At 69.9% G+C, this 22,435-nt stretch carries 20 protein-coding genes; 15 read left to right on the forward strand and 5 right to left on the reverse strand.

Going from position 1 to position 22,435, the window contains the following annotated elements:
- Nucleotides 1-304: 304 nt before the first annotated feature.
- The gene (locus AC6CH0_RS05495; RefSeq protein WP_498098770.1) at nt 305-727 is read left to right on the forward strand and encodes a hypothetical protein; all 423 of its coding nucleotides are present in this window, start codon (nt 305-307) and stop codon (nt 725-727) included.
- A gap of 17 nt (nt 728-744) precedes the next feature.
- On the opposite strand, the gene AC6CH0_RS05500 is transcribed toward AC6CH0_RS05495, so the two are convergent.
- From AC6CH0_RS05500 to AC6CH0_RS05515, 4 genes are all read right to left on the reverse strand, one after another.
- Entirely contained in the window at nt 745-1,437 is a 693-nt protein-coding gene (locus AC6CH0_RS05500; protein WP_498098771.1) for an HAD hydrolase-like protein, read from the reverse strand.
- Nucleotides 1,438-1,516: 79 nt separating this feature from the next.
- A complete protein-coding gene (nucS, locus tag AC6CH0_RS05505) occupies nt 1,517-2,212 on the reverse strand; it encodes an endonuclease NucS (protein WP_498098773.1) in 696 nt (231 codons plus the stop codon).
- A gap of 39 nt (nt 2,213-2,251) precedes the next feature.
- Nucleotides 2,252-2,731: a hypothetical protein gene (locus AC6CH0_RS05510; RefSeq protein ID WP_498098774.1), complete on the reverse strand. Its 480-nt coding sequence runs from the start codon at nt 2,729-2,731 to the stop codon at nt 2,252-2,254.
- A gap of 57 nt (nt 2,732-2,788) precedes the next feature.
- On the reverse strand, nt 2,789-4,042 hold the full coding sequence (locus AC6CH0_RS05515; RefSeq protein ID WP_498098775.1) for an MFS transporter: 1,254 nt from the start codon (nt 4,040-4,042) through the stop codon (nt 2,789-2,791).
- Nucleotides 4,043-4,327: 285 nt separating this feature from the next.
- Between AC6CH0_RS05515 and AC6CH0_RS05520 the strand changes: the two genes are divergently transcribed.
- From AC6CH0_RS05520 to AC6CH0_RS05560, 9 genes are all read left to right on the forward strand, one after another.
- Entirely contained in the window at nt 4,328-5,602 is a 1,275-nt protein-coding gene (locus AC6CH0_RS05520) for an ABC transporter substrate-binding protein (protein ID WP_498098776.1), read from the forward strand.
- A 4-nt stretch (nt 5,603-5,606) separates the two neighbouring features.
- On the forward strand, nt 5,607-6,590 hold the full coding sequence (locus AC6CH0_RS05525; RefSeq protein ID WP_498098777.1) for a carbohydrate ABC transporter permease: 984 nt from the start codon (nt 5,607-5,609) through the stop codon (nt 6,588-6,590).
- Nucleotides 6,583-7,488, forward strand: coding sequence for a carbohydrate ABC transporter permease (locus AC6CH0_RS05530; RefSeq protein WP_498098778.1), 906 nt, complete (start codon nt 6,583-6,585; stop codon nt 7,486-7,488). The genes AC6CH0_RS05525 and AC6CH0_RS05530 overlap by 8 nt, the downstream gene beginning before the upstream one ends.
- 4 nt (nt 7,489-7,492) lie before the next feature.
- Entirely contained in the window at nt 7,493-8,578 is a 1,086-nt protein-coding gene (locus AC6CH0_RS05535; protein ID WP_498098779.1) for a LacI family DNA-binding transcriptional regulator, read from the forward strand.
- A gap of 21 nt (nt 8,579-8,599) precedes the next feature.
- Nucleotides 8,600-9,802: a Gfo/Idh/MocA family protein gene (locus AC6CH0_RS05540; protein WP_498098780.1), complete on the forward strand. Its 1,203-nt coding sequence runs from the start codon at nt 8,600-8,602 to the stop codon at nt 9,800-9,802.
- Nucleotides 9,803-9,893: 91 nt separating this feature from the next.
- Complete coding sequence (gene tdh / locus AC6CH0_RS05545; RefSeq protein ID WP_498098782.1) at nt 9,894-10,937, forward strand: L-threonine 3-dehydrogenase; 1,044 nt, start codon at nt 9,894-9,896, stop codon at nt 10,935-10,937.
- The gene (locus tag AC6CH0_RS05550) at nt 10,937-12,127 is read left to right on the forward strand and encodes a glycine C-acetyltransferase (RefSeq protein WP_498098783.1); all 1,191 of its coding nucleotides are present in this window, start codon (nt 10,937-10,939) and stop codon (nt 12,125-12,127) included. Before tdh ends, AC6CH0_RS05550 begins: the two co-directional genes overlap by 1 nt.
- Before the next feature lie 176 nt (nt 12,128-12,303).
- Entirely contained in the window at nt 12,304-13,371 is a 1,068-nt protein-coding gene (locus tag AC6CH0_RS05555) for a LacI family DNA-binding transcriptional regulator (RefSeq protein WP_498098785.1), read from the forward strand.
- 163 nt (nt 13,372-13,534) lie between these two features.
- A complete protein-coding gene (locus AC6CH0_RS05560; RefSeq protein ID WP_498098787.1) occupies nt 13,535-14,761 on the forward strand; it encodes an amidohydrolase in 1,227 nt (408 codons plus the stop codon).
- 10 nt (nt 14,762-14,771) lie between these two features.
- On the opposite strand, the gene AC6CH0_RS05565 is transcribed toward AC6CH0_RS05560, so the two are convergent.
- Nucleotides 14,772-16,121 carry an MATE family efflux transporter gene (locus tag AC6CH0_RS05565; RefSeq protein WP_498098788.1) on the reverse strand — a complete coding sequence of 450 codons (1,350 nt, stop codon included), beginning with the start codon at nt 16,119-16,121 and terminating at the stop codon, nt 14,772-14,774.
- 126 nt (nt 16,122-16,247) lie between these two features.
- Between AC6CH0_RS05565 and AC6CH0_RS05570 the strand changes: the two genes are divergently transcribed.
- From AC6CH0_RS05570 to AC6CH0_RS05590, 5 genes are all read left to right on the forward strand, one after another.
- A complete protein-coding gene (locus AC6CH0_RS05570) occupies nt 16,248-17,588 on the forward strand; it encodes a TrkH family potassium uptake protein (RefSeq protein ID WP_498101046.1) in 1,341 nt (446 codons plus the stop codon).
- Nucleotides 17,581-18,279 (forward strand): potassium channel family protein, encoded by a 699-nt coding sequence (locus tag AC6CH0_RS05575; protein WP_498098789.1) that lies wholly within the window; start codon nt 17,581-17,583, stop codon nt 18,277-18,279. Before AC6CH0_RS05570 ends, AC6CH0_RS05575 begins: the two co-directional genes overlap by 8 nt.
- 42 nt (nt 18,280-18,321) lie before the next feature.
- Nucleotides 18,322-20,370 carry a M13 family metallopeptidase gene (locus AC6CH0_RS05580; RefSeq protein WP_498098791.1) on the forward strand — a complete coding sequence of 683 codons (2,049 nt, stop codon included), beginning with the start codon at nt 18,322-18,324 and terminating at the stop codon, nt 20,368-20,370.
- 95 nt (nt 20,371-20,465) lie between these two features.
- Nucleotides 20,466-21,374 (forward strand): serine hydrolase, encoded by a 909-nt coding sequence (locus AC6CH0_RS05585; RefSeq protein ID WP_498098792.1) that lies wholly within the window; start codon nt 20,466-20,468, stop codon nt 21,372-21,374.
- A 124-nt stretch (nt 21,375-21,498) separates the two neighbouring features.
- Entirely contained in the window at nt 21,499-22,395 is an 897-nt protein-coding gene (locus AC6CH0_RS05590) for a hypothetical protein (protein ID WP_498098794.1), read from the forward strand.
- The last annotated feature ends 40 nt before the right edge of the window (nt 22,396-22,435 follow it).

Raw genomic sequence — 22,435 nt, forward strand, 5'->3', positions numbered from 1 at the left:
AGGTGACCGCGGGTCGCGTACGACGTTCGTCGGTGGGCGAACGTACTCGGAATCCTGCCGTGCATTGCGTCACCTATGGAAGGGCTGTGCGCAATCTCCGAATGAGGACGCAGCTCTGTTGCGCGGCGACGGTGATTGGCGACCGATCAGGGGCGCGTCGGCCCCCGAAGAGGGGGTCTGTTGCGTGAGGCGAGGCATCGGCCCGGCCACTCGTCGTCGGCGAGGCTACGCTGGGCACGAGCATCGGGGCGGCGGGTTTCGAACGGCGAAGCGCTCCGCGACCGGCACAGTCGAGGGGGTTTGCGTGAAGATCGAGTTCGGCGGAATCAGGCAACGGCGCGCGGCATCCGTGGCCGTGGTCATGGCCGTCGCGGGAGTGCTCGCGCTCGGAGGCTGTGCGCCCGGCGGAGACGACCCCGTCGGCGGCGACGGGAGCGCGCTGCCACCAGTCATCGTCGACGTGAACGAGGTCGACGGCACGACGGTCGAGGTCGACGACAACCGATCGATAGACCTCACGGGCGACGACGAGACGTTCGCGGAGTGGACGGCCGAGATCTCCGACCCGGCGATCGTCGAGTTCACGCCGGGCCGCGACGACGGCAGCGCCCAGTACAACCCGGGCCTGACCGCGACGGCGGTCGGCGAGACCGAGGTGACCCTCGAGAACGGCGCCACCGGTGATTCGGTCTCGTTCACCGTGCAGGTGGTGCCTGACCGGGAGTGACCGCGGCGCTCCTGCGCTCAGCCGAGCAGGAGCGTGCGCAGCTGGTCGGCGGAGTGCACGACCGCCATGGCGTCGGCGGCTTCGTCGGGGGATCCGTAGCCCCATTCCACGAGGATCGTGGGGACGCCGTTCGCGAGCGCGCCGAGCGTGTCGTACCCGCGGTCGCCGACCATCACCGAGTGCTCGGTGTTGACGCCGAGCGCCTGCAAGCGACGCAGGGCCTCGGCGACGACGTCGGCCTTGGTGCTGCGCTCCTCGTCGTCGCTGGCACCCGCGATCACGGCGAAGTACTGGCTGAGCCCCTGGTGATCGAGCACCTTGGTGGCCATCGACTCGGGCTTGGAGGTCGCGAGGGCGATGGGGATGCCGGCGGCGTGCAGCCGCTCGAGCACGCCGGCGACACCCGGGAAGACGGGAGAGCGCAGCACGTGCTCGCCGTAGTGGTCGCGATAGACGTTGAGGGCCTCCCACGCTTCGGCGTCGTCGAAGCCGGCCGTCAGGCGCAGGCTGTCGAGCAGGGGCGGCCCCACGTAGGAGAGCAGCACCTCATCGCTCGGCACGGGCAGGTTCAGCTCGGTGAACATGTGGGCGAGCGACGCGGTGATGTCGGATGCCGAGTCGACGATCGTGCCGTCGAGGTCGAACAGCACGGCCGTCCAGGTTCGGGTCGGCGCGGGCGTCGTCGGGGTCGTCAGGGTCTCGGAAGTCACCGTGACATCCTAGGCCCCCCGAATGCGAGGTTTGCTCAGTCAACACCCAGCGGGCCGAGCGGGGCATTCCGGCCGCGCATCAGAACAGCCGGGTGTGCCCGCCGTCGACGCCGCGCATCGCGTCGTAGTCGAGCACGACGCAGCGGATGCCGCGATCTTCGGCGAGCGTGCGCGCCTGCGGCTTGATCTCCTGCGCCGCGAACACGCCGGTGACCGGCGCGAGGTGCGGGTCGCGGTTCATGAGCTCGAGGTAGCGGGTCAGCTGCTCGACGCCGTCGATGTCGCCGCGGCGCTTGAGTTCGACGGCGACCGAGGCGCCCGAGGCATCCGTCGCCAGGATGTCGACCGGCCCGATCGCGGTCATGTACTCACGACGAACCAGGCGGTGGCCGTCGCCGAGGAGCTCGATCTGCTCGGCGAGCAGCTTCTGCAGGTGCGCCTCGACGCCGTCTTTCTGCAGGCCGGGGTCGATGCCGAGCTCGTGCGCCGAGTCGTGCAGCACCTCGTGGATCGAGACGATCAGCTGGTCGGCGGTCTTCTGGTGCACGACCTTCCACAACTCGACGATGCCGGCGGTGCGCTGGTCGTCGTCGGGCTCGAGCGCCGTGAGCGTGCAGGGCGGGCTCATCCAGTTGAGCGGCTTGTAGCTGCCGCCGTCGGAGTGCACGAGCAGGCTGCCGTCGCCTTTCACCATGAGCAGGCGGGTGGCGAGGGGGAGATGGGCCGCGAGGCGCCCCGCGTAATCGACGGAGCAACGGGCGATGACGAGACGCACCTGTCGAGTGTACGGCGAGCGGATGACGCGGCGCTCGCGCTACCCCTGGGACGAGCCGTCGTGCGGGCGGGCCTCGTGGTGCCGCATCCCAGCGCTGCGCTCGCGCTCCTTCATCTCCGCCTCGAACACGTGCCGACGCCCGCCGACGAGCTCGTCGCGAGCGGCGCGCTCCGACGCTGCGACCGCGGCGAAGTAGCCGTCGTCGTACTCTTCGACGATCTGGAACGTCCACCGGCCCTCGAGCACGTTGCGGCCGACGATCTCGGCATCGATGCGGTCGGCGATCGCGTCGTGCCCGGCCTCCCGGAACAGGCGCACCGCTTCGCCGATCGCGAGGTCGGCAGTGCCGGTGAGCCGGTGGAACCGGTAGAGCGAGCCGCGGGCGTCTTCGAGCACCTCGAGGGCCTCGGAGAACTTGCCGAGCGCCTCGACGGTGGCATCGCTCACGCCGTTCGGCCGGGTGTGCTCCGGTCGCGGGGTGTCGGTGTCGTCGGATTCGGCGTCGTCGTGAGTGCGCATGAGGGCATTCTGCGCCGCGGATGTCGCGTGCGTCACCCCCTTGCGTCCGCCCTGATCTCAGTCCGAAGAGCGAGCGAGCGGGCCGCTGCGCTCCCGCGCGGCGGGTGCCGCGAGCGCCGAGAGCACGAGGAGCCCCAGGATCACGAGCAGCGCGTTCAGGATGCCGAAGTGCTCGCCGAGGAACCCGAGCAGCGGCGGCCCGGCGAGGAACGCGGTGTACCCGATCATGGCGACAGCACTCACGCGGGCTGCCGCGCCGTCGGGGGAGTCCGCTGCGGCCGACATGCCCACGGGGAATCCGAGCGAGCAGCCGATGCCCCAGAGCGCCGTACCGACGATGAGCACCCACGGCTCGCTGCCGAAGATGAACATGCTGAGCCCGATGATGCCGACGATGGCGAGGCTGCGCAGCACCGGCACGCGGCCGAAGCGGTCGAGCAGCGGCCCGCCGAGCACGCGGGCGGCGGTGATCGCCACCGTGAAGACGCCGAACACGATCGCGCCGGTGGTCTCGTCGAAGCCGTGCCCGTCGACGACGGCGAGGGCGAGCCAGTCGTTCGCCGAGCCCTCGGCGAACGACATGCCGAGCATGATCACGCCGATGAGCAGCAGTCGCACGTCGCCCCACACTGCGAGGTTGTCGCGCAGGCGCTGCGTCCACGGCGGGCGGGGTGCGTCGGTGTGCAGGTCGTCGCCGACCTCGGCGCGCATCGGCACGTAGCGAACCGCGATCACGACGGCGACCGCGATGAGCACGGCGACGATGCCGAGATGCACCGTCACCGAGAGCTGCAGGGCGGATGCCGCGGCGGCGAGTCCGGCGCCGGCGACCGTGCCGAACGAGAAGAAGGCGTGCATGAGCGGCATCACGGTCTTGCCGAGCTCGCGCTCGGCCTCGGCGCCCTCGACGTTCATCATGACGTCGACGGCGCCGTTGCCGAAGCCGAAGAGGATGAGGCCGATGACGACGAGGGGCACCGACGAGAGGGTGGCCCCGCCGATGCCGACGAGCACGAGTCCGACCGATACGGTCATGAGGGACCCGATCATGCCGGTGCGCGCACCGAAGCGGGCGAGCAGCCAGGGGGCGGCGATGAGTCCGAGCACGGAGCCGATCGAGCCGGTCAGGATGACGAGGCCGACGCCCTGCGTGCTGAGCTCGGTGTCGTCGCGAATCGCCGGGATACGGGCCACCCAGCTGGCAAGACTGAGGCCGCTGAGGAAGAAGATCGCGAAGATCGCGTTGCGCCAGGCGAGGAGTTCTCGGGTCGGTCGGCCCGTTCGGGCGGAGGCTCGGGGTGTTTCGCTCATCGTCTCTGCTTCTTCGTCATCGGTTCGGCCGTGCGGGTCGAATCGATTCGATCGACCCGACCTGTGAACCATATCGAGCACTCCGAGTGAGCGCAACCGAGCATGCTCTCGCCCGTCGTCGCCGCGAAACTGGGGGCTTGCGGCGCCGGTGAGTCCCGCGCTAGGTTCCACTGCTAAACGATTAACACGATTCGTGACATCGTCGCCGACGGCCGCCGATCCGGCCCGTCGGTCGGCGACGCACCGCGGATCCACCTGCATCCCCCCGCCCTCCGAAGGAGAATCATGCTCCACAGCACTCGCACCGGCCGCACCGTCGCGGCCCTGGCCGCGTCGACCGTGGCCCTCGTGGCCCTCGCCGCCTGCTCGTCAGGCGGTGGCGACACCGGCGGCACCGGCGACGTCACCCTCACGTACGGCATCTGGGACCCGAACCAGCAGCCCGCCATGGAGGAGATCGCCGCAGCGTTCACCGAGGAGCACCCGAACGTCACCGTCGACATCCAGCTGACCCCGTACAAGGAGTACTTCACGAAGCTGCAGACCTCGGTCTCGGGCGGCGCCGCTCCCGACGTGTTCTGGATGAACGGCCCGAACTTCCAGCTCTACGCCGCGAACGGCGTGCTCGCTCCCCTCGACGACGAGGGCATCGAGGCATCCGACTACCCGCAGGGCCTCATCGACCTGTACACCTTCGACGGCAGCCTCTACGGCGCCCCGAAGGACTTCGACACCGTCGCGCTCTGGTACAACACCGAACTCTTCGACGCCGCGGGCGTCGCGTATCCGACCGCGGGCTGGACCTGGGACGACCTGAATGCCGCCGCGGCAGCACTCACCGACCCGGCGACCGGGGTGTACGGAATCACGGCGAGCCAGTACGGCCAGGAGAACTTCTACAACTCGATCGCGCAGGCCGGTGGCGAGGTCATCGACGCCGACGGCACCGAGAGCGGCTACGGCTCGCCCGAGGCGCTCGAGGGCGTCACGCTCTGGACCGACCTGATCGCCGCCGGTTCGTCGCCGACCGCGCAGCAGATGACCGACACCAACCCGGAGGACTTCTTCCTCTCCGGCAAGTCGGCCATGTTCCAGAACGGCTCATGGGCGGCGGTCGCCTATGCGGAGAACCCCGACATCGCCGACACGGTGAATGTCGCGCCGTTGCCCGCGGGCCCCGAGGGCAACCAGAGCGTGATCCACGGCATCGGCAACGTCGCCAACGCGAAGAGCGATCACCTCGATGTCGCCACCGAGTTCGCCGCCTTCGCGAGCGGCGAGACCGCCGCGAAGATCCAGGCCGAGACCGGCACCGTCATTCCCGCCTTCAACGGCACGCAGGACGCCTGGGTCGACGCGCTTCCGCAGTACGACCTGCAGGTCTACATCGACGCACTCGAGACCGCGGTGCCCTACCCCGTCTCGAAGAACACCGCGGCGTGGACCGCGATCGAGAGCGAGGTGCTCTCGCAGGTCTGGGCGGGCACCCTCGCTCCGGAAGACGGACTGCAGCAGCTCGCCGACGAGATGCAGGCCGCACTCGACGCGGAGTCGGAGTAAGCGCATGACCGAGTTGATCGCGCAGCGCTCCGCGGCGCCGATCGCCGAGCTCGACGGGGGGCGGCTCGGGGGAGCCGCCCCCGGCCCCGCCGCCCGCACGCGTCGGCGTCGCGGCCCGGCCCAGTCCGGGTGGTGGGCCCTGCTCTTCATCGGGCCCACCGCCGCCGGCCTCCTCGCGTTCTACCTCTGGCCGACCGTGCGCACCCTCATCCTCTCGTTCACGAAGTCGGGTCCGTTCGGCGGCTCCGAGTTCGTCGGCTTCGACAACTACGTCGCCCTCGTCCAAGACCCCGAGCTCATCGGAGCGCTCCGCAACACGGCCCTCTACACGGTCATCGTGCTCATCGGCATCCCGCTCGCCGTGGGCATCGCAGCCCTGCTCAACACCACGAACCTGCGCGGCCGCGGCGTCTACCGCACGCTGTACTTCATCCCGGTGGTGACGATGCCGGCGGCGATCGCCCTCGTCTGGCGCATGATCTACAACGGCGACTACGGCGTGCTCAACGAGGTGCTCGGAGTCGTCGGCATCGAGGGTCGCAGTTGGCTCACCGACCCGAACACGGCGCTCGTCGCGATCGCGGTCGTCGGCATCTGGGCCGGCCTCGGCACCAACATCGTGATCTTCCTCGCCGGCCTGCAGGGCATTCCCGACACGGTCATGGAGGCCGCCGACCTCGACGGCGCCGGCCCCGTGCGCAAGTTCTTCTCGATCACGATGCCACTGCTCTCGCCGAGCATCTTCTTCGTGAGCGTGATCAGCGTCATCGGCGCGCTGCAGGTCTTCGACCTCGTCTACATGATGCTCGGACGCAACAACCCGGCGATGCCGAACACCCGCACGATCGTGTACCTCTTCTACCAGGCGGGGTTCCTCGACAACGAGCGCGGCTACGCGGCGGCGATCGCGTTCCTCCTGCTCCTCATCATCCTGGTGCTGACCGTCGTGCAGTTCCGGCTGCAGAAGAAGTGGGTGCACTATGAGTGACCTCTCCCTCGACACCCGGGCGATGACCGGCGCGGATGCCGCGGGCGGCCGTCGCCGCGAGGCATCCGCTGCTCGTGGCCGTCGCAACCGTGGTCACTGGATCGTGCACCTGCTGCTCGGCGGCGGCGCCGTGATCATGGTGTTCCCGTTCATCTGGCAGACCCTGACGGCGTTCAAGACGTTCCAGGACTCGGTGCAGGTGCCGCCCGTGATCCTGCCCGACCCGTGGGTGTTCACGAACTTCGCCGAGGTCTTCGACTCGATGCCGTTCGGCCAGATGTTCCTGAACTCGGTCGTGCTGACGATCGGGCGCACCGTCGGCCAGGTGGTGCTCTGCACGATGGCGGGCTACGCCTTCGCGCGCATCCCCTTCAGAGGCCGCAACGTCGTGTTCGTCGTGTTCCTCTCGGTGCTCATGGTGCCCTCGCAGCTGTACCTGCTGCCGCAGTACGAGATCATCCAGTCACTCGGCTGGCTGAACACGCTGCAGGCCCTCATCGTGCCGGGCATCTTCAGCGCATTCGGCACGTTCCTCATGCGGCAGTTCTTCATGTCGATGCCGTCGGAACTCGAGGAGGCCGCGCGCATCGACGGTGCGAACCCGTGGCAGACCTTCTGGCGCATCATGGTGCCGCTCGCACGGCCGGGCATCATCGCCCTCGTGGTCTTCACGGTGCTGTGGTCGTGGAACGACCTGCTCTGGCCGCTCGTCGTGACGACCGATCCCGAGAAGATGCCGCTCTCGGTCGGCTTGTCGCAGCTCGTCGGGCTGCACGGCACTGACTACCCTGTGCTCATGGCCGGCGCCCTGCTCGCGACGCTGCCGATGCTGATCACGTTCATGATCCTGCAGAAGCAGTTCATCCAGGGCATCGCGTTCTCGGGAACGAAGGGATGACGCGATGACGCAGGCGCAGGAACAGGAACCCGACGAGCGTGCGGCCGCGCCGCGCCGACGTCCGACGCTGCGCATGGTCGCCGAGCTCGCCGGCGTCTCGACGGCGACCGTGTCGTACGTGTTCTCGGGTCGAAACGGCGGTGACTCCGGTGTCGCCGAGCCGACCGCGAAGCGCGTGCTCGACGCGGCCGAGCAGTTGAACTACCGCCCGAACCGCGCCGCACGCACGATCCGCACCGGGCGCAGCGACACCGTGCAGCTCTCGCTGCACATGCTGAGCGACCCCTGGTCGCTCGCCGTCGCGGCCGCCGTGAATGCAGAGGCGAACCGGCACGGATTGACGACCCTGATCCTTGCCGACGGCGACTGGTACGCCGCGCTCGACCGGGTCGAGAGCGACGTCGCCTACCTCGACGGTGCGGTCGACACCGATGACGGCAAGCGCAAGCTGCAGGCCCTCGTCGAGCGCGGGCAGCGGCTCGTGGTGTTCTCCGAGACGCTCGAGCCCGCCGGGTACGACGTGATCCGCTCCGATGCCCTTCCCGGGTGCTACCTCGCGATGGATCACCTGCTCGAACGCCACACGGCGATCGGATGCCTCGTGGCCGACGGCGCCGTGCGCTCGCCCGAGCACTCGCGCTACACGCCCTACCTCGAGCGCATGCGCGACCACGGGCTGGCCGTCGACCCGTCGCACACGGCGAGCTACGCCGAGACGCAGGCGAGCGCGTTCACCGCGGCGGTCGCGCTGCTCTCGCAGGAGAACCGGCCGACGGCGGTGTACGCGACGACCGACTTCGCGGCGATCGCGGCGATCAACGCGGCCCACATGCTGGGCCTGCGGGTGCCGCACGATGTCGCGGTGGTCGGCGTGGGCAACACCCCAGACGCGCAGGCCGTCGCGCCGACGCTCACCACCGTCGGTCCGAGCGACTTCTACGAGCGCCAGGCCGAGATCATCGTGGCCCGGGCGCTCGACACCGAGGCGCCCGAGCCGCAGCTGCACGAGTTCCCGTGGTCGCTGTTCCCAGGGGGGTCGACCGACCTCGACGCACCGCCGCGCGCACCGCGCGTCACCGAACTTCCGTAATACCCGAAGGAGCACCACCCCGTGGATCTGAACATCGGCATCATCGGCTTCGGCGCGCGCGCCTCGCTCTGGAAGGAGGCCCACCGGCCAGGCCAGGGCTCGCGCGTCGTCGCGGTGTGCGACCTCTCAGAGCGCTCACGGGCCGATGCCCGCGCGGCGCTGCCCGAGGCATCCGTCACCGACTCGCTCGACGAACTGCTCGCGAGCGGCATCGACGCCGTCATGGTGCTGACCCCCGACCACCAGCACGCCTCCGTCGCGATCGCGGCGCTCGAGGCCGGAGTGCCGGTCTTCTGCGAGAAGCCGCTCGCCGTCACGATCGCCGACGCCGACGCGATGCTCGAGACCGCCAGGCGCACCGGCACCCGCCTGTACATCGGTCACAACATGCGGCACATGCCCGTGATCGTGCTCATGCGCAAACTCATCCTCGAGGGGCGCATCGGCGAGGTGAAAGCCGTGTGGTGCCGTCACTTCGTCGGCAACGGCGGCGACTACTACTTCAAGGACTGGCACGCCGAGCGTGCGAAGACGACGGGGCTGCTGCTGCAGAAGGGCGCCCACGACCTCGACGTCATCCACTGGCTGGCCGGTGCGTACACCGAGCAGGTGCAGGCGATGGGCTCGCTCAGCGTCTACGGCGAGATCGACGACCGCCGCGATCGCTCCGACGAGCGCATGCGCGACTGGTTCAGCCTCGACAACTGGCCGCCCGCGTCGCAGACGGGCCTGAACCCCGTGATCGACGTCGAGGACATCTCGATGGTCAACATGCGCCTCGGCAACGGCGTGCTCGCGAGCTACCAGCAGTGCCACTTCACGCCCGACTACTGGCGCAACTACACGATCATCGGCACCGAGGGGCGCATCGAGAACCTCGGCGACGTCGCCGGCACCGAGGTGCGTCTCTGGAACCGCCGGCACCAGGGTGCGGCGCCCGCCGACGAGACCTTCATCGTGCCCGAGGCCGATGAGGAGGCCGGCCACGACGGCGCGGATGCGCTGCTCGTCGCCGAGTTCCTGCGCTTCGTGCGCGAGGGGGGCGCGACCGAGACGTCGCCCGTCGCCGCTCGCGAGGCGGTGGCCGTCGGCATTCGCGCGACGGAGTCGTTGCGCGGCGGCGGCGGCGCGCTCACCGTGCCGCAGCTCGACCCGGCGCTCGTCGCCTATTTCGAGGGTGGGCAGGTGGCGGATGCCGCTGCATCCGTGGCTACCATGAACTGACTGGGGCTCGAGGCATCCGGACACGACCCGGCAGCCTCGACCCAGAGCCGAACACCCCCGGCTCGCGACCCCGAGAACAATGAGGTTATCGATGAAGGCCCTCTACAAACCTGCCCCCGGCGCCGGCCTGGAGTACGTCGACCGACCCGAACCGGTCATCGGCCCGGGCGACGTGAAGATCCGGGTACTGCGCACCGGCATCTGCGGCACCGACCTGCATATCGAGAAGTGGGACGAGTGGGCCGCGTCGACGATCGCCGCGCCGCTCATCCCCGGTCACGAGTTCTACGGGGAGGTCGTCGAGGTCGGGCCGCTCGTGCACGACGTCGCCGTCGGCGACCGCGTCTCGGGCGAGGGCCACATCGTGTGCGGCATGTGTCGCAACTGCCGCGCAGGGCGCCGCCAGATGTGCATCCGCACGAAGGGCGTTGGGCTCCACCGCGACGGCGCGTTCGCCGAGTTCATCGTGATGCCGGGCGAGAACGTCTGGGTGCACCACGACGACATCGAGCCCGAGGTCGGCGCGATCTTCGACCCATTCGGCAACGCCGTGCACACCGCCCTCGCCTTCTCGGTCGTCGGCGAAGACGTGCTCGTCACCGGGTGCGGGCCGATCGGGCTGATGTCGATCGCCGTGGCGCGCCACGTCGGCGCTCGCTACATCGTGGCGACGGATGTCTCGCCCGCACGCCTCGAGCTCGCGATGACGATGGGCGCCGACGCCGTCGTCGACGTCTCGAAGGAGCGGGTCCGCTCCGCGCAGGAGCGGCTCGGCATGCGCGAGGGCTTCGACGTCGGCTTCGAGATGTCGGGCTCGGCGAAAGCCCTGCCCGAGATGATCGAGAACATGAACCACGGCGGGCGCATGGCGCTGCTCGGCCTGCCCGCCGAGCCCTTCGCGATCGACTGGGGCAAGGTCGTCACCCACATGCTCACGATGAAGGGCATCTACGGGCGCGAGATGTTCGAGACGTGGAACTCGATGAGCGCGATGCTGCAGACGAGCCCCGAGCTGCGCGGGCGCGTGGCCTCGATCATCTCCGATCGCTACCCGGCGCGCGAGTGGCGCACGGCGTTCGACGCGGCCGCATCGGGCGGCGTCGGCAAGGTCATCCTCGACTGGACGGAGCTCTGATGTACGGAACCATTCGCGAACAGCTGCGCGGCGAACTCGACGAGATCGAGGCCGCCGGACTCACCAAGCGCGAGCGCGGCATCCACGGCCCGCAGTCCTCCGAGATCGAGGTCGCCGGGCGCGAGGTGCTGAACTTCTGCGCCAACAACTACCTCGGGCTCGCGAACGACCCGCGCATCGTCGAGGCGGCGCACCGGGGGCTCGACGAGTGGGGCTACGGCCTCGCGAGCGTGCGATTCATCTGCGGCACCCAAGAGTTGCACCTCGAGCTCGAGAAGCGGGTGTCCGCGTTCCTGGGGTACGACGACACGATTCTCTTCTCGTCGTGCTTCGACGCGAACGGCGGCGTGTTCGAGGTGCTCTTCGGCGCCGACGACGCGATCATCTCCGACGAGCTCAACCACGCCTCGATCATCGACGGCATCCGTCTCTCGAAGGCGAGCCGGTACCGCTACAAGAATCGCGACATGGCCGACCTCGAGGCGCAGCTCGTCGCCTCAGCGGGGGCACGTCGCCGGGTGATCGTGACCGACGGCGTGTTCTCCATGGACGGCTACATCGCGCCGCTGCAGGAGATCTGCGACCTCGCCGAGCGGTACGACGCGCTCGTCTTCGTCGACGACTCGCACGCCGTCGGGTTCGTCGGCGCGAACGGGCGGGGCACGCCCGAATACTGCGGCGTCGAGGGCAGGGTCGACATCACGACCGGCACCTTCGGCAAGGCGCTCGGCGGGGCATCCGGCGGCTACGTCGCGGCCCGTCAGGAGATCGTCGACCTGCTGCGCCAGCGGGCGCGTCCGTACCTCTTCTCCAACACGCTCGCGCCGGCGATCGTGGCCGGCACGATCGAGGCGCTCTCGCTCGTCGAGGGCTCGGGTTCGCTGCGTGAGCGCCTGGTGGCGAACGCGGCGCTGTTCCGGTCGCTGATGACGGATGCCGGTTTCGAGCTGCTGCCCGGCGAGCACCCCATCGTGCCCGTGATGTTCGGCGACGCCGGGCTCACCGCGCGCATGGCCGATGCGCTGCAGCGGCACGGGGTGTACGTCACGGCGTTCAGCTTCCCGGTCGTGCCGCGGGGCGCCGCGCGCATCCGGGTGCAGCTGTCGGCCGCGCACTCCGGCGAGGAGATCAGTCGGTGCGTCGCCGCGTTCGAGGCCGCTCGCGACGAGGTGGCCGCGCCGGTCGAGTAAGCGCGCCCACCCCGCCGGTCGAGTAGGCGCGCCCACCCCGCCGGTCGAGTAGGCGCGCCAGCGCCGTATCGAGACTCTGCCGGCCGGCGTCGGAGTGACGGGTCTCGATACGCTCCTTCGTCGCTCCTCGACCGGCGGGAACCCGAATCGAATCGATTCGCCTTAGAATCGGGCCCATGGAGCCCGACGCCGTTTCCCGTCCGACGCTCGCCGATGTCGCAGTGCGCGCCGGCGTCTCGCCGTCGACGGCGTCGCTCGCATTCAGCGGCTCGGGCCCCGTCTCCGATGCCACGAAGGCACGCGTGCTCGCCGCGGCATCCGACCTCGGCTACGCGGGTCCCGATCCTCGCGCCCGATCGTTGCGGCGCGGCCGGTCGGGCATCGTCGGCGTCGTGCTCGAGGAGCGCGTGCGCGCCGCGTTCCTCGACCCGGTGAAGATCCAGATGCTCGACGGCATCTCCGAGGGCATCGCCCCGCTCGGCGCGGGCCTGCTGCTGCTCACCGACACGGGTGAAGCGGGCGGCAACGCCGTCGGCATCGAGAGCGCCCCCGTCGACGCCGTCGTGCTGATCGGCTGCAGCCCGCGGCTCGGAGTGTCGATCGAGGCGCTGCGGCGCCGCGGCATCCCGGCCGTCGCGATCGAAGGGGAGACCGGCGAGGACATTCCGGAGATCTCGATCGACAATCAGGCGGCGACCAGGCGGGGCGCCGACTACCTTCGCGAACTCGGGCACACGGATGTCGCGGTCGTCACCCTGCCCTTCGACTCCGAACGCACGCGGGGACCGATCACCGAAGAGCTGCTCCGGGCCAGCACCGCCGCCACGGCGAGCCAGCGTCTCGCGGGCGCCCGCGAGATCTTCCCGAACGCCACCGGTCGCACCGCCGGCGCCAGTTCGATCGAGGAGGGGCTCGAGGCGGCACGGGCCCTGCTCGCCGACCCCGCTCATCGCCCGACCGCGATCATCGCCCAGAGCGACCTGCTCGCCGCGGGCGTCATCCAGGCCGCCGAGGAGCTCGGCATCCGGGTGCCCGCCGAGCTCAGCGTTCTCGGGTTCGACGGCATCCGCGTCGACGGGCTGCAGCACGATCTCACGACGCTCGTGCAGCCCTCGGTCGCGAAGGGGCGGGCGGCCGGTGAGGCCGTGGTGCAGATGCTCGCCGGCGAGCCGCCGAAGTCGCGCTGCTTCACGAGCACCCTGCACGTCGGCGACACGACGGCGGCGCCGCGTCCCATGGCCTGACGGTTCTCAGTGCAGCCGTGACACAGTGCAGCAATTCAGGAGCGCGCCGGCGTGCCTGCCGATGAGGGCGCTGTCCCACCGCCGCGACACACCTCCGCTCCTGAATCGCTGCAACGGCACGCCTCGATCGTCGATCCGGCCGGCACGACCATAGGCTGACGACATGAGCATCGACCTCGCCGCCGTCTACCGCGACCTGCACGAACACCCCGAGCTCTCGTTCCAGGAGCACCGCACCGCCGGCATCGTGGCCGATGCGCTCACCGCGCTCGGCCTGACCGTGACCACCGGCATCGGCCGTACCGGCGTGGTCGGAGTGCTCGAGAACGGCGCAGGACCGACCGTGCTGCTGCGCGCCGACATGGACGGCCTGCCGGTGCTCGAAGCCACCGGGCTCCCGTATGCGAGCACGGCGCGCGGCATCGACGCCGACGGCAACGACGTGCCGGTCATGCACGCCTGCGGACACGACGTGCACGTCACCTGCCTGCTCGGCGCGACCGAGCGGCTCGTCGCCGACCGCGCGAGCTGGTCGGGCACGCTGGTCTCGCTCTTCCAGCCCGCCGAGGAATGGGGCGGCGGCGCCGAGGAGATGGTCGCCGACGGCCTGTACGACCGGGTGCCGAAACCCGACATCGTGCTCGGCCAGCACGTCGCCCCGTTCCCGGCCGGCTTCGCGGCGGTGCGCAGCGGTGTGGCGATGGCCGGCGCAGATTCCCTCACAGTGCGCCTGCACGGCACCGGCGGGCACGGATCGCGGCCGGAGACCACGGTCGACCCCGTCTACCTCGCCGCCTCGACGACGGTGCGGTTGCAGGGCATCGTGGCGCGCGAGCTGGCCGCAACGGATGCCGCGGTGGTGACCGTCGGCCAGATCCACGCGGGGACGAAGAGCAACATCATCCCGGCGGAGGCGACCCTCGGACTCAGTGTGCGCAGCTTCGACGAGACCGTGCGCGCGAAGGTGCTCGCGTCGATCGAGCGCATCGCCAGGGCCGAGGCCGCCGCCTCGGGAGCGCCGCGCGAGCCCGAGTTCGTCTACGACGAGCGGTTCCCGATCACCGTCAATGATCCCGCGGCGACCGAGCGCACCACGGTCGCACTCCGACGCGCGCTCGGCGAGCAGCACGTCATCGACCCGGGCGTGGTGTCGGGCAGCGAAGACGTCGGTGTGCTCGCCACGGCGGCGGGCGCGCCGCTCGTCTACTGGTTCCTCGGCGGCGCCGACCCGTCGCTGTTCGGCAACGCGCTCGCGACCGGCCGCATGCCCGACGACATCCCGTCGAACCACTCGCCGCACTTCGCGCCGCTCATCGAGCCGACGCTCGAGGTCGGCGTCGCCGCCCTCGTCGCCGCCGCGCGCGAGTGGCTCGACACCTCCGCAGCCTGACCCGCCGCGCTCAGCGCCCCGCGCCGACGATCATCCAGGCGGGGCCCCGCGCCCTGAGCCCGAGCGTGACCGCGCGGGCGCCGAGATAGCCGAGGGCGAACGCCGCCATGAGCCAGGCGGGTCCGGCGGCGCCCGCCGGGGCGACGGCGACGACCCAGAGCGCGAGCGGCACGAACACGGCGAGGTTCACGAGGCCGGTCCAGGCGAGGTAACGGGCGTCACCGGCGCCGATGAGCACGCCGTCGAGCACGAACACGATGCCGCCGAGCGGTGCCGAGAGAGCCAGCACGACGAGCGCCGGGGGCAGCAGCGCTGCGACATCCGCTGAGCTCGTGAAGACGGCCGGCAGTACCCACGCCGTCGCGAGCACGAGGACGCCGACGGCTGCGCCGCTGCCGACACCCCACTGCAGGCACCTGCGCAGTACCGAGCGAACGGCGTCGAGGTCGCCGGCGCCGAGGTCGCGGCCGATGAGCGCCTGTGCGGCGATGGCGAGTGCGTCGAGGGCGAAGCCGATCGTGAAGTAGATGGTCATCGCGACCTGGAACGCAGCGAGCTCATTCGAGCCGAGCGAGGTCGCCGCCCAGGTGGCGAGCAGCAGCGCGAGCCGCAGGCTCAGTGTGCGCAGGAACAGCCATCCGCCCGAGGCGGCTCCGCGCAGCACGCCGGCGTGATGCGGCCACGGGCCGGCACCCACTCGTGCGGCGTGCCGGGCGACGACGACGAGGTAGACCGCGACCATGCCCCACTGGGCGACCACGGTGCCGACCGCCGAGCCGGCGATGCCCCACCCCGCGACGTAGATGAACACGTAGTTGAGCGCGATGTTCACGGCGAAGCCGATGCCGGCGACCCAGAGCGGCGTGCGCGTGTCCTGCAGCCCGCGCAGGAGGCCCGTCGCGGCGAACACGACGAGCATCGCGGGCAGCCCCGCCATCGAGATCGTCAGGTAGACGGATGCCTCGGCGGTCACGTCGGCGCTCGCGCCGAAGGCGCCCACCAGCACGGGGGCGGCCCACCAGCCGGCGACCGCGAGCACGGCGCCGAGCCCGAGGGCAAGCCACAGTCCGTCGATGCCGGATGCCACGGCGCCGCGTTCATCGCCGAGCCCGACCCGGCGGGCGACCGCGGGCGTCGTCGCGTAGGCGAGGAAGACCATGAGCCCGATGATCGTCTGCAGCACCGCGCTCGCGAGGCCGAGGCCGGCGAGCGGCGTGGCCCCGAGATGACCGATCATCGCCGTGTCGGCGAGCAGGAACAGCGGTTCGGCGATGAGTGCGCCGAGCGCCGGCACCGCGAGACGCAGGATGTCGCGGTCGACGGATCGCGGCGCGGATGGGGCGGTGTCGTTGGTGCTCATGGCCGCATCGAGCATATGCCGCGCCGCCGACGCGCCGGACGCGGCGAAGTGCCGGGGCATCCGTGGTTCGAGCGGTCTAGAGTACGGGGAGTGACGACTCGGGTGCCCATCGCGAAGGGTCGACGGATGTCGCGGCGTGCCGCGTTCCGCCTCCACCCCGCGCAGGCCGTGGTGGTGGGCTTCGCGCTCGCGGTGCTCGTCGGCACGCTGCTGCTCATGCTGCCGATCTCGAAAGCCGGAGGGGGCGGCGCGTCGTTCATCGACGCCCTCTTCACGGCGACCTCGGCGGTGTGCGTCACGGGTCTCACGGTGGTCGACACGGTGACCCACTGGTCGCCGTTCGGGCAGGTCGTCATCATGATCCTGATCCAGCTGGGCGGCCTCGGCATCATGATCTTCGCCTCGCTCATCGGCCTCGTGCTCGCGCGCAAGCTCTCGGTGCGTTCGCGGCTCAACACCGCGGCGGAGGCGAAGGCGGTCGGCTTCGCCGACGTCCGTGGCCTCGTTCGCGGCATCGTCCTCATCTCCGTCACCATCGAAGCCGCCGTGTTCCTGCTGCTCGGCGCGCGATTCCTCTTCGGGTACGGCTACGCACCGGGCGAGGCGGCCTGGCATGCCGGCTTCCTCGCGGTCTCGTCGTTCAACAACGCCGGCTTCGCGCTGTTCTCCGACAGCCTCATGGGCTTCGTCTCCGACCCGTTCATCTGCCTGCCGATCTGCGCCGCGATCATCCTCGGCGGCCTGGGCTTCCCGGTGATCATGCAATTGCGCAAGGAGTTCACCAAGCCGCTGCACTGGTCGATGAACACGAAGCTCGTGCTCTGGGCGACCGTCGTACTGCTCGTCGGCGGCACGGTGTACCTCACCGTGATCGAGTGGGACAACCCCGACACGCTCGGTGCGCTCGACCCTGCCGCCCGAGTGCTCGCGGGCTTCTTCCACTCGGTGCAGACCCGCACGGCCGGCTTCAACTCGATCGACATCGGTGCGATGCACGATGCCAGCTGGCTCGGCATGGACGTGCTCATGTTCATCGGCGGCGGACCCGCAGGCACCGCGGGCGGCATCAAGGTGACCACCTTCGCCGTGCTGTTCTTCATCATGCTCACCGAGCTGCGGGGCGAGGGGTCGGTGAACATCTTCGGCAAGCGCCTCTCGCGCGCGGTGCACCGGCAGGCGATCACGGTCGTGCTGATCGCCGTCGCCGCCGTGGTGGGTTCCACGGCGGTGCTGCTGCTGCTCACCGGGCTCGACCTCGACCGTGTGCTGTTCGAGGTGGTCTCGGCGTTCGGCACGGTCGGGCTCTCGACCGGCATCACCGCAGACCTGCCCGATGCCGCCAAGCTCGTGCTCGTGCTGCTGATGTTCGCCGGCCGGCTCGGCCCGCTCACCCTCGGCACCGCCATCGCCCTGCGCGAGCGGCGGATCCTCTACGAGTTCCCCAAGGAAAGGCCCGCCATTGGCTAGATTCCCGTTTCTCGGCGGCGATACCTCGCGTCGCATCGCGGAGGCCGACTCGGTCGCCGTGATCGGTCTCGGCCGCTTCGGCAGCTCGCTCGCCCTCGAGCTCATGACGGCCGGCACCGAGGTGCTCGGCATCGATCTCGACGAAGACCTCGTGCAGGCCATGAACGGCCAGCTCACGCAGGTGGTGCGCGCCGACTCGACGAAGGAGGAGGCGCTGCGCCAGCTCGCGATCGACGAGTTCGACCGCGTCGTCGTGGCCATCGGCGACGACATCTCGGCGTCGATCCTCACGTGTTCGGTGCTGCTCAGCATGGGCATCCCGGTGATCTGGGCGAAGGTCGTCGATGACCGGCACGGCCTCATCCTCGACCAGCTCGGGGTGCACCACGTGATCTATCCAGAGAAGGACATGGGTCGCCGGGTCGCGCACCTCGTGCGTGGAGCAGCGCTCGACTACATCGAGGTCGACCCGGGGTACGCCCTCGTGAAGGCCGCCGCCCCGGCCGAACTGCTCGGCAAGCGGCTCGGCGACACCGGGTTGCGCAGCGCCTACGGGGTCACGATCGCCGCCTTCAAGCGCGACGCGGAGCAGTGGCGCAACGCCGACGCCGACACGATGCTGCAGTCGGGCGACACCATTCTGGTCGTCGGGCCGACGGCGAGTGCTGAGAGTTTCGCGCAGCTTCGCTGAGACGGGGTGCGGCGCCGAGGGGCCGACACTTAGGCTGGAGCAATGACCGATGTCGCGCTGCCCTCCGGAATCAAGCAGGACGAACTCGACGCGGGCATCCGGCCGCAAGACGACCTCTTCCGGCATGTCAACGGCAGGTGGATCGAACGCACCGACATCCCGGCCGACAAGGCCAGGTACGGCTCGTTCCTCGTGCTGCACGAAGAGGCCGAGCAGGCCGTGCGCGAGATCATCGAAGAATCGCAAGACGCCGAGCCGGGCACCGAGGCGCGCAAGGTCGGCGACCTCTACGCGAGCTTCCTCAACGAGGAGCGCGCGAACCTGCTGGGCGCGACGCCCATCGCGGGCCAGCTCGTCGAGGTCGAGCTGATCAGTACGGTCGAGGCGTTCCTGACGACCCTCGGGCAGCTCGAGCGGCAGGGCGTGCCGGGGTTCCTGCAGCTCTACGTCGACAACGACCCCGGCGACCCCGAGCGCTACCTCGTCTTCGTCGAGCAGGGCGGCATCGGCCTGCCCGACGAGAGCTACTTCCGCGAAGAGCGGTTCGAGTCGGTGCGCGAGGCGTACCGTTCGCACCTCGAGCGGATGCTTCGGCTCGCACAGCTCGTCGACCCCGATGTGCGCGCAGCTCGGGTGTACGAGCTCGAGGCCGAGATCGCCGCGGCCCACTGGAACAACGTCGAGACCCGCGACAGCGAGAAGACGTACAACCTGTTCTCCTGGGACGACGCGGTCGCCGAGGCATCCGTCGACCTGAACATCTGGCGCGACGCGATGGGCGTGCCGGCGGGGGCGTTCGACGAGATCGTGCTGCGGGAGCCCTCGTTCGTGCAGGGGCTCGGTGCGCTGCTCACCGAAGACCGGCTGCCTGCGTGGAAGGACTGGCTCGCGTGGCAGGTCGTGCGCGGCAGCGCTGCGTATCTCTCCAACGACTTCGTCGAGGCGAACTTCGACTTCTACGGCCGCACGCTCACGGGCACCCCGCAGATGCGCGAGCGCTGGAAGCGCGGCGTCTCGCTCGTCGAGGGGGCCATGGGCGAAGCGGTCGGCCGCATCTACGTCGAGCGGCACTTCCCGCCCGCAGCGAAGGTGGCGATGGACGACCTGGTCGCGAACCTCGTCGAGGCCTATCGCCAGTCGATCACCGGGCTCGAGTGGATGGGCGAAGAGACGCGAGCGAAGGCCATCGACAAGCTCGAGAAGTTCACGCCGAAGATCGGCTTCCCCGTGAAGTGGCGCGACTACTCGGCGCTCGAGATCGCCGACGACCTGGTCGGCAACGTGCGGGCGACCGCGGAGTTCGAGTTCAACCGCGAACTCGGCAAGATCGGCAAGCCCCTCGACCGCGACGAGTGGTTCATGACGCCGCAGACGATCAACGCGTACTACAACCCGGGGTTCAACGAGATCGTGTTCCCCGCGGCCATCCTCCAGTACCCGTTCTTCGACGCCGAGCGCGATGCGGCCGCGAACTACGGTGCGATCGGCGCCGTGATCGGGCACGAGATCGGCCACGGCTTCGACGACCAGGGCTCGAAGTACGACGGCGACGGGCGACTCACCGACTGGTGGACCGAGGCCGACCGCGCCGCGTTCGAGGAGCGCACAGCGGCCCTCATCGCACAGTACGACGCGCTCGTGCCGGCGCAGCTCTCGGAGTCGGAGGCTTCCGACACCACGCCGGAGACACCGGCGGATGCCGCGACCGACGACGACACCGACGTCGCGACCGACGCCGGCGCCCCGCGAGTCAACGGTGCGCTCACGATCGGCGAGAACATCGGCGACCTCGGCGGTCTCGCCATCGCGTGGAAGGCCTACGTGCTCTCACTCGACGGCGACATCGACGGTGCTCCGGTCATCGACGGGCTGACCGCAGCGCAGCGTTTCTTCCTCTCGTGGGCGCAGGCCTGGCAGATGAAGGGCCGCGATGAAGAGGTCATCCGCCTGCTCGCGATCGATCCGCACTCGCCGAACGAGTTCCGGTGCAACCAGATCGTCAGAAACATCGACGAGTTCTACGCTAGCTTCGAAGTGACTCCCGATGACGCGCTCTGGCTCGACCCAGCCGAGCGGGTGACGATCTGGTAGTCGCAGATCCGCATCCGCAAGAACAACGAATCTCGAGCGCGCCGCTGAACGCGGTGGGGGAGCGCCGACCGCCAGAGGAAGGCAGTGGAATCACCGTGGTGACGTCGTCGCAGGGTTCGGAGCGGCGCGCACGGCATTCCGAGATCCGGCGCGGGAAGCATCGCACCGAAGAGCCCAACGAGAACTTCGCACGAGGCTTCAACTCGCTCGGCGACCTCGCGCTCGCGGGAGTGCAGGTCTCGGCGCGGGCGACCGATCTCGCGACCGGCAAGGTGCTCTTCTCAGTCGACGACCACGTCGTGATGCCGACGGCGTCGATCGGCAAGGTGCTGCTGCTCGTCGAGGTCGCGTCTCGTCTCTCGGGCGACGGCAGCGAGGCGTTCACCGTGCTCGACCGGGCGCCCCGCGACGCGGTCGGCGACTCGGGCATCTGGCAGCACATGCAGTCGCCGTCGCTGCCACTCGCCGACCTCGCGGCACTCATCGGGGCGACGAGCGACAACCTCGCCACGAACGTGCTCATCCGTCACGTCGGCCTCGAGGCCGTGCGCGCCCGCACCGAAACGCTCGGCCTCACTCGCACGGCGCTGCTCGACCTCGTGCGCGACCACCGCGGGCCCGATGACGCCCCGCAGCTGTCGATCGGCTCCGCGAAAGAGCTCACGTGGCTCTTCGCCTCGCTCGCGCGCGGCGAGATCGTCTCGCCCGAGGTCTCGCAGCGCGTCGTCGGCTGGCTCTCGCTGAACGCCGACCTGTCGATGGTCGCGAGCGCGTTCGGCCTCGATCCGCTCGCGCACCGCACCCCCGACCACAACGTGCTGCTCATGAACAAGACCGGCACCGACGGCGGCGTGCGCAGCGAGGTCGGCGTGCTCCGCGGCCCGCGCGCGAGCGTCTCGTACGCGGTGTCGATGTACTACGCCGACACCATGATCTCCTCCCGTCTGGCGGTGCTCGACGGCATGCGTCAGGTGGGTCTCGACCTGCTGGAGTACGTGCACTAGCCCATCCCGGCTGCGGCACGGCCATGGGGAGTTCTCCCCATTCGGAGGATGGTGTCCGTTTGCTAGAGTGCCTGCGGAGAGGCTCCTCTCTCAGACAACCTTCCTTCGAAAGGCGCCATCAAGCATGCGTCCCATCTCCTTGCGAGTCCGAGCGGCCGCTATCGCCGCAGTCGTCGCGCTTCCGCTCGCCGGCCTGCTCGCCGCTGCTCCGGCCCAGGCGGCCGACGCGCCGGTGATCGCGATCGACACGACCTCCTTCCCGGCAGGCGAGTGGGGCGCGGGCTTCCACATCACCGGCACCGGCTTCGTCGGCACCGGAGACGTGACGGTCTCGGTCGGTGTCGGCACTGGCCCTTCTTCGGGCGAGACCCTCTACGACGTCATCGTGACGCCCGATGCCGAGGGTGCAATCGATGCACAGGTCGTGCCGACCCGCGATGCTCCGGTCACGAGCGAGTCCGACTACCCCCGGGTCTCCGTGGGCGCCATGCAGCGGCTCGATGACACCGAATGGCTCGTGTCGAACTTCGTCGCGTTGACGATCACCGAGTCGGACGTGCCCGAGCCCACCGTGAGCTTCGGACAGGTGGTTTCGCCCGAGCAGCTCGCCGCCGGTCTCACCGCGAACTTCGCGGGCTTCGGTGCCGATGAGCCGGTCTACTACGGGTTCCAGCTGCTCCGCGACGGCGAGCCGGTCGGCGAGTTCGACGGTCTCGAAGAGACCGTCGCCGACGCAGCCGGCGCGGGCACCGTCACCGCCACGATCCCGGGCGCCCAGGTCGGCGACGTCCTCGTCTTCTTCTTCAGCGGCGACCTGTCGGGCCGCTCCGTCGAGGGTGAAGCCCCCGTCGTCGCCGCTCCGGTGGTTCCGGCCGGCGAGAACTCGGCCCCGGCCGCGGCCGGCCCCAAGCTGGCTGAGACGGGTGTCGACCTCGGCATCGGTGTCGCGGCGCTCGCACTCCTGGTGCTCGGCGCCGGCGCGATGCTCGTGACGCGTCGCGTTCGCGCGACTCAGCACTGACCCGCACCCAGCGGCGAGTGAACGGGGGCGGTGCCACGCG

The sequence above is a fragment of the Agromyces sp. GQ35 genome, assembly GCF_059758475.1.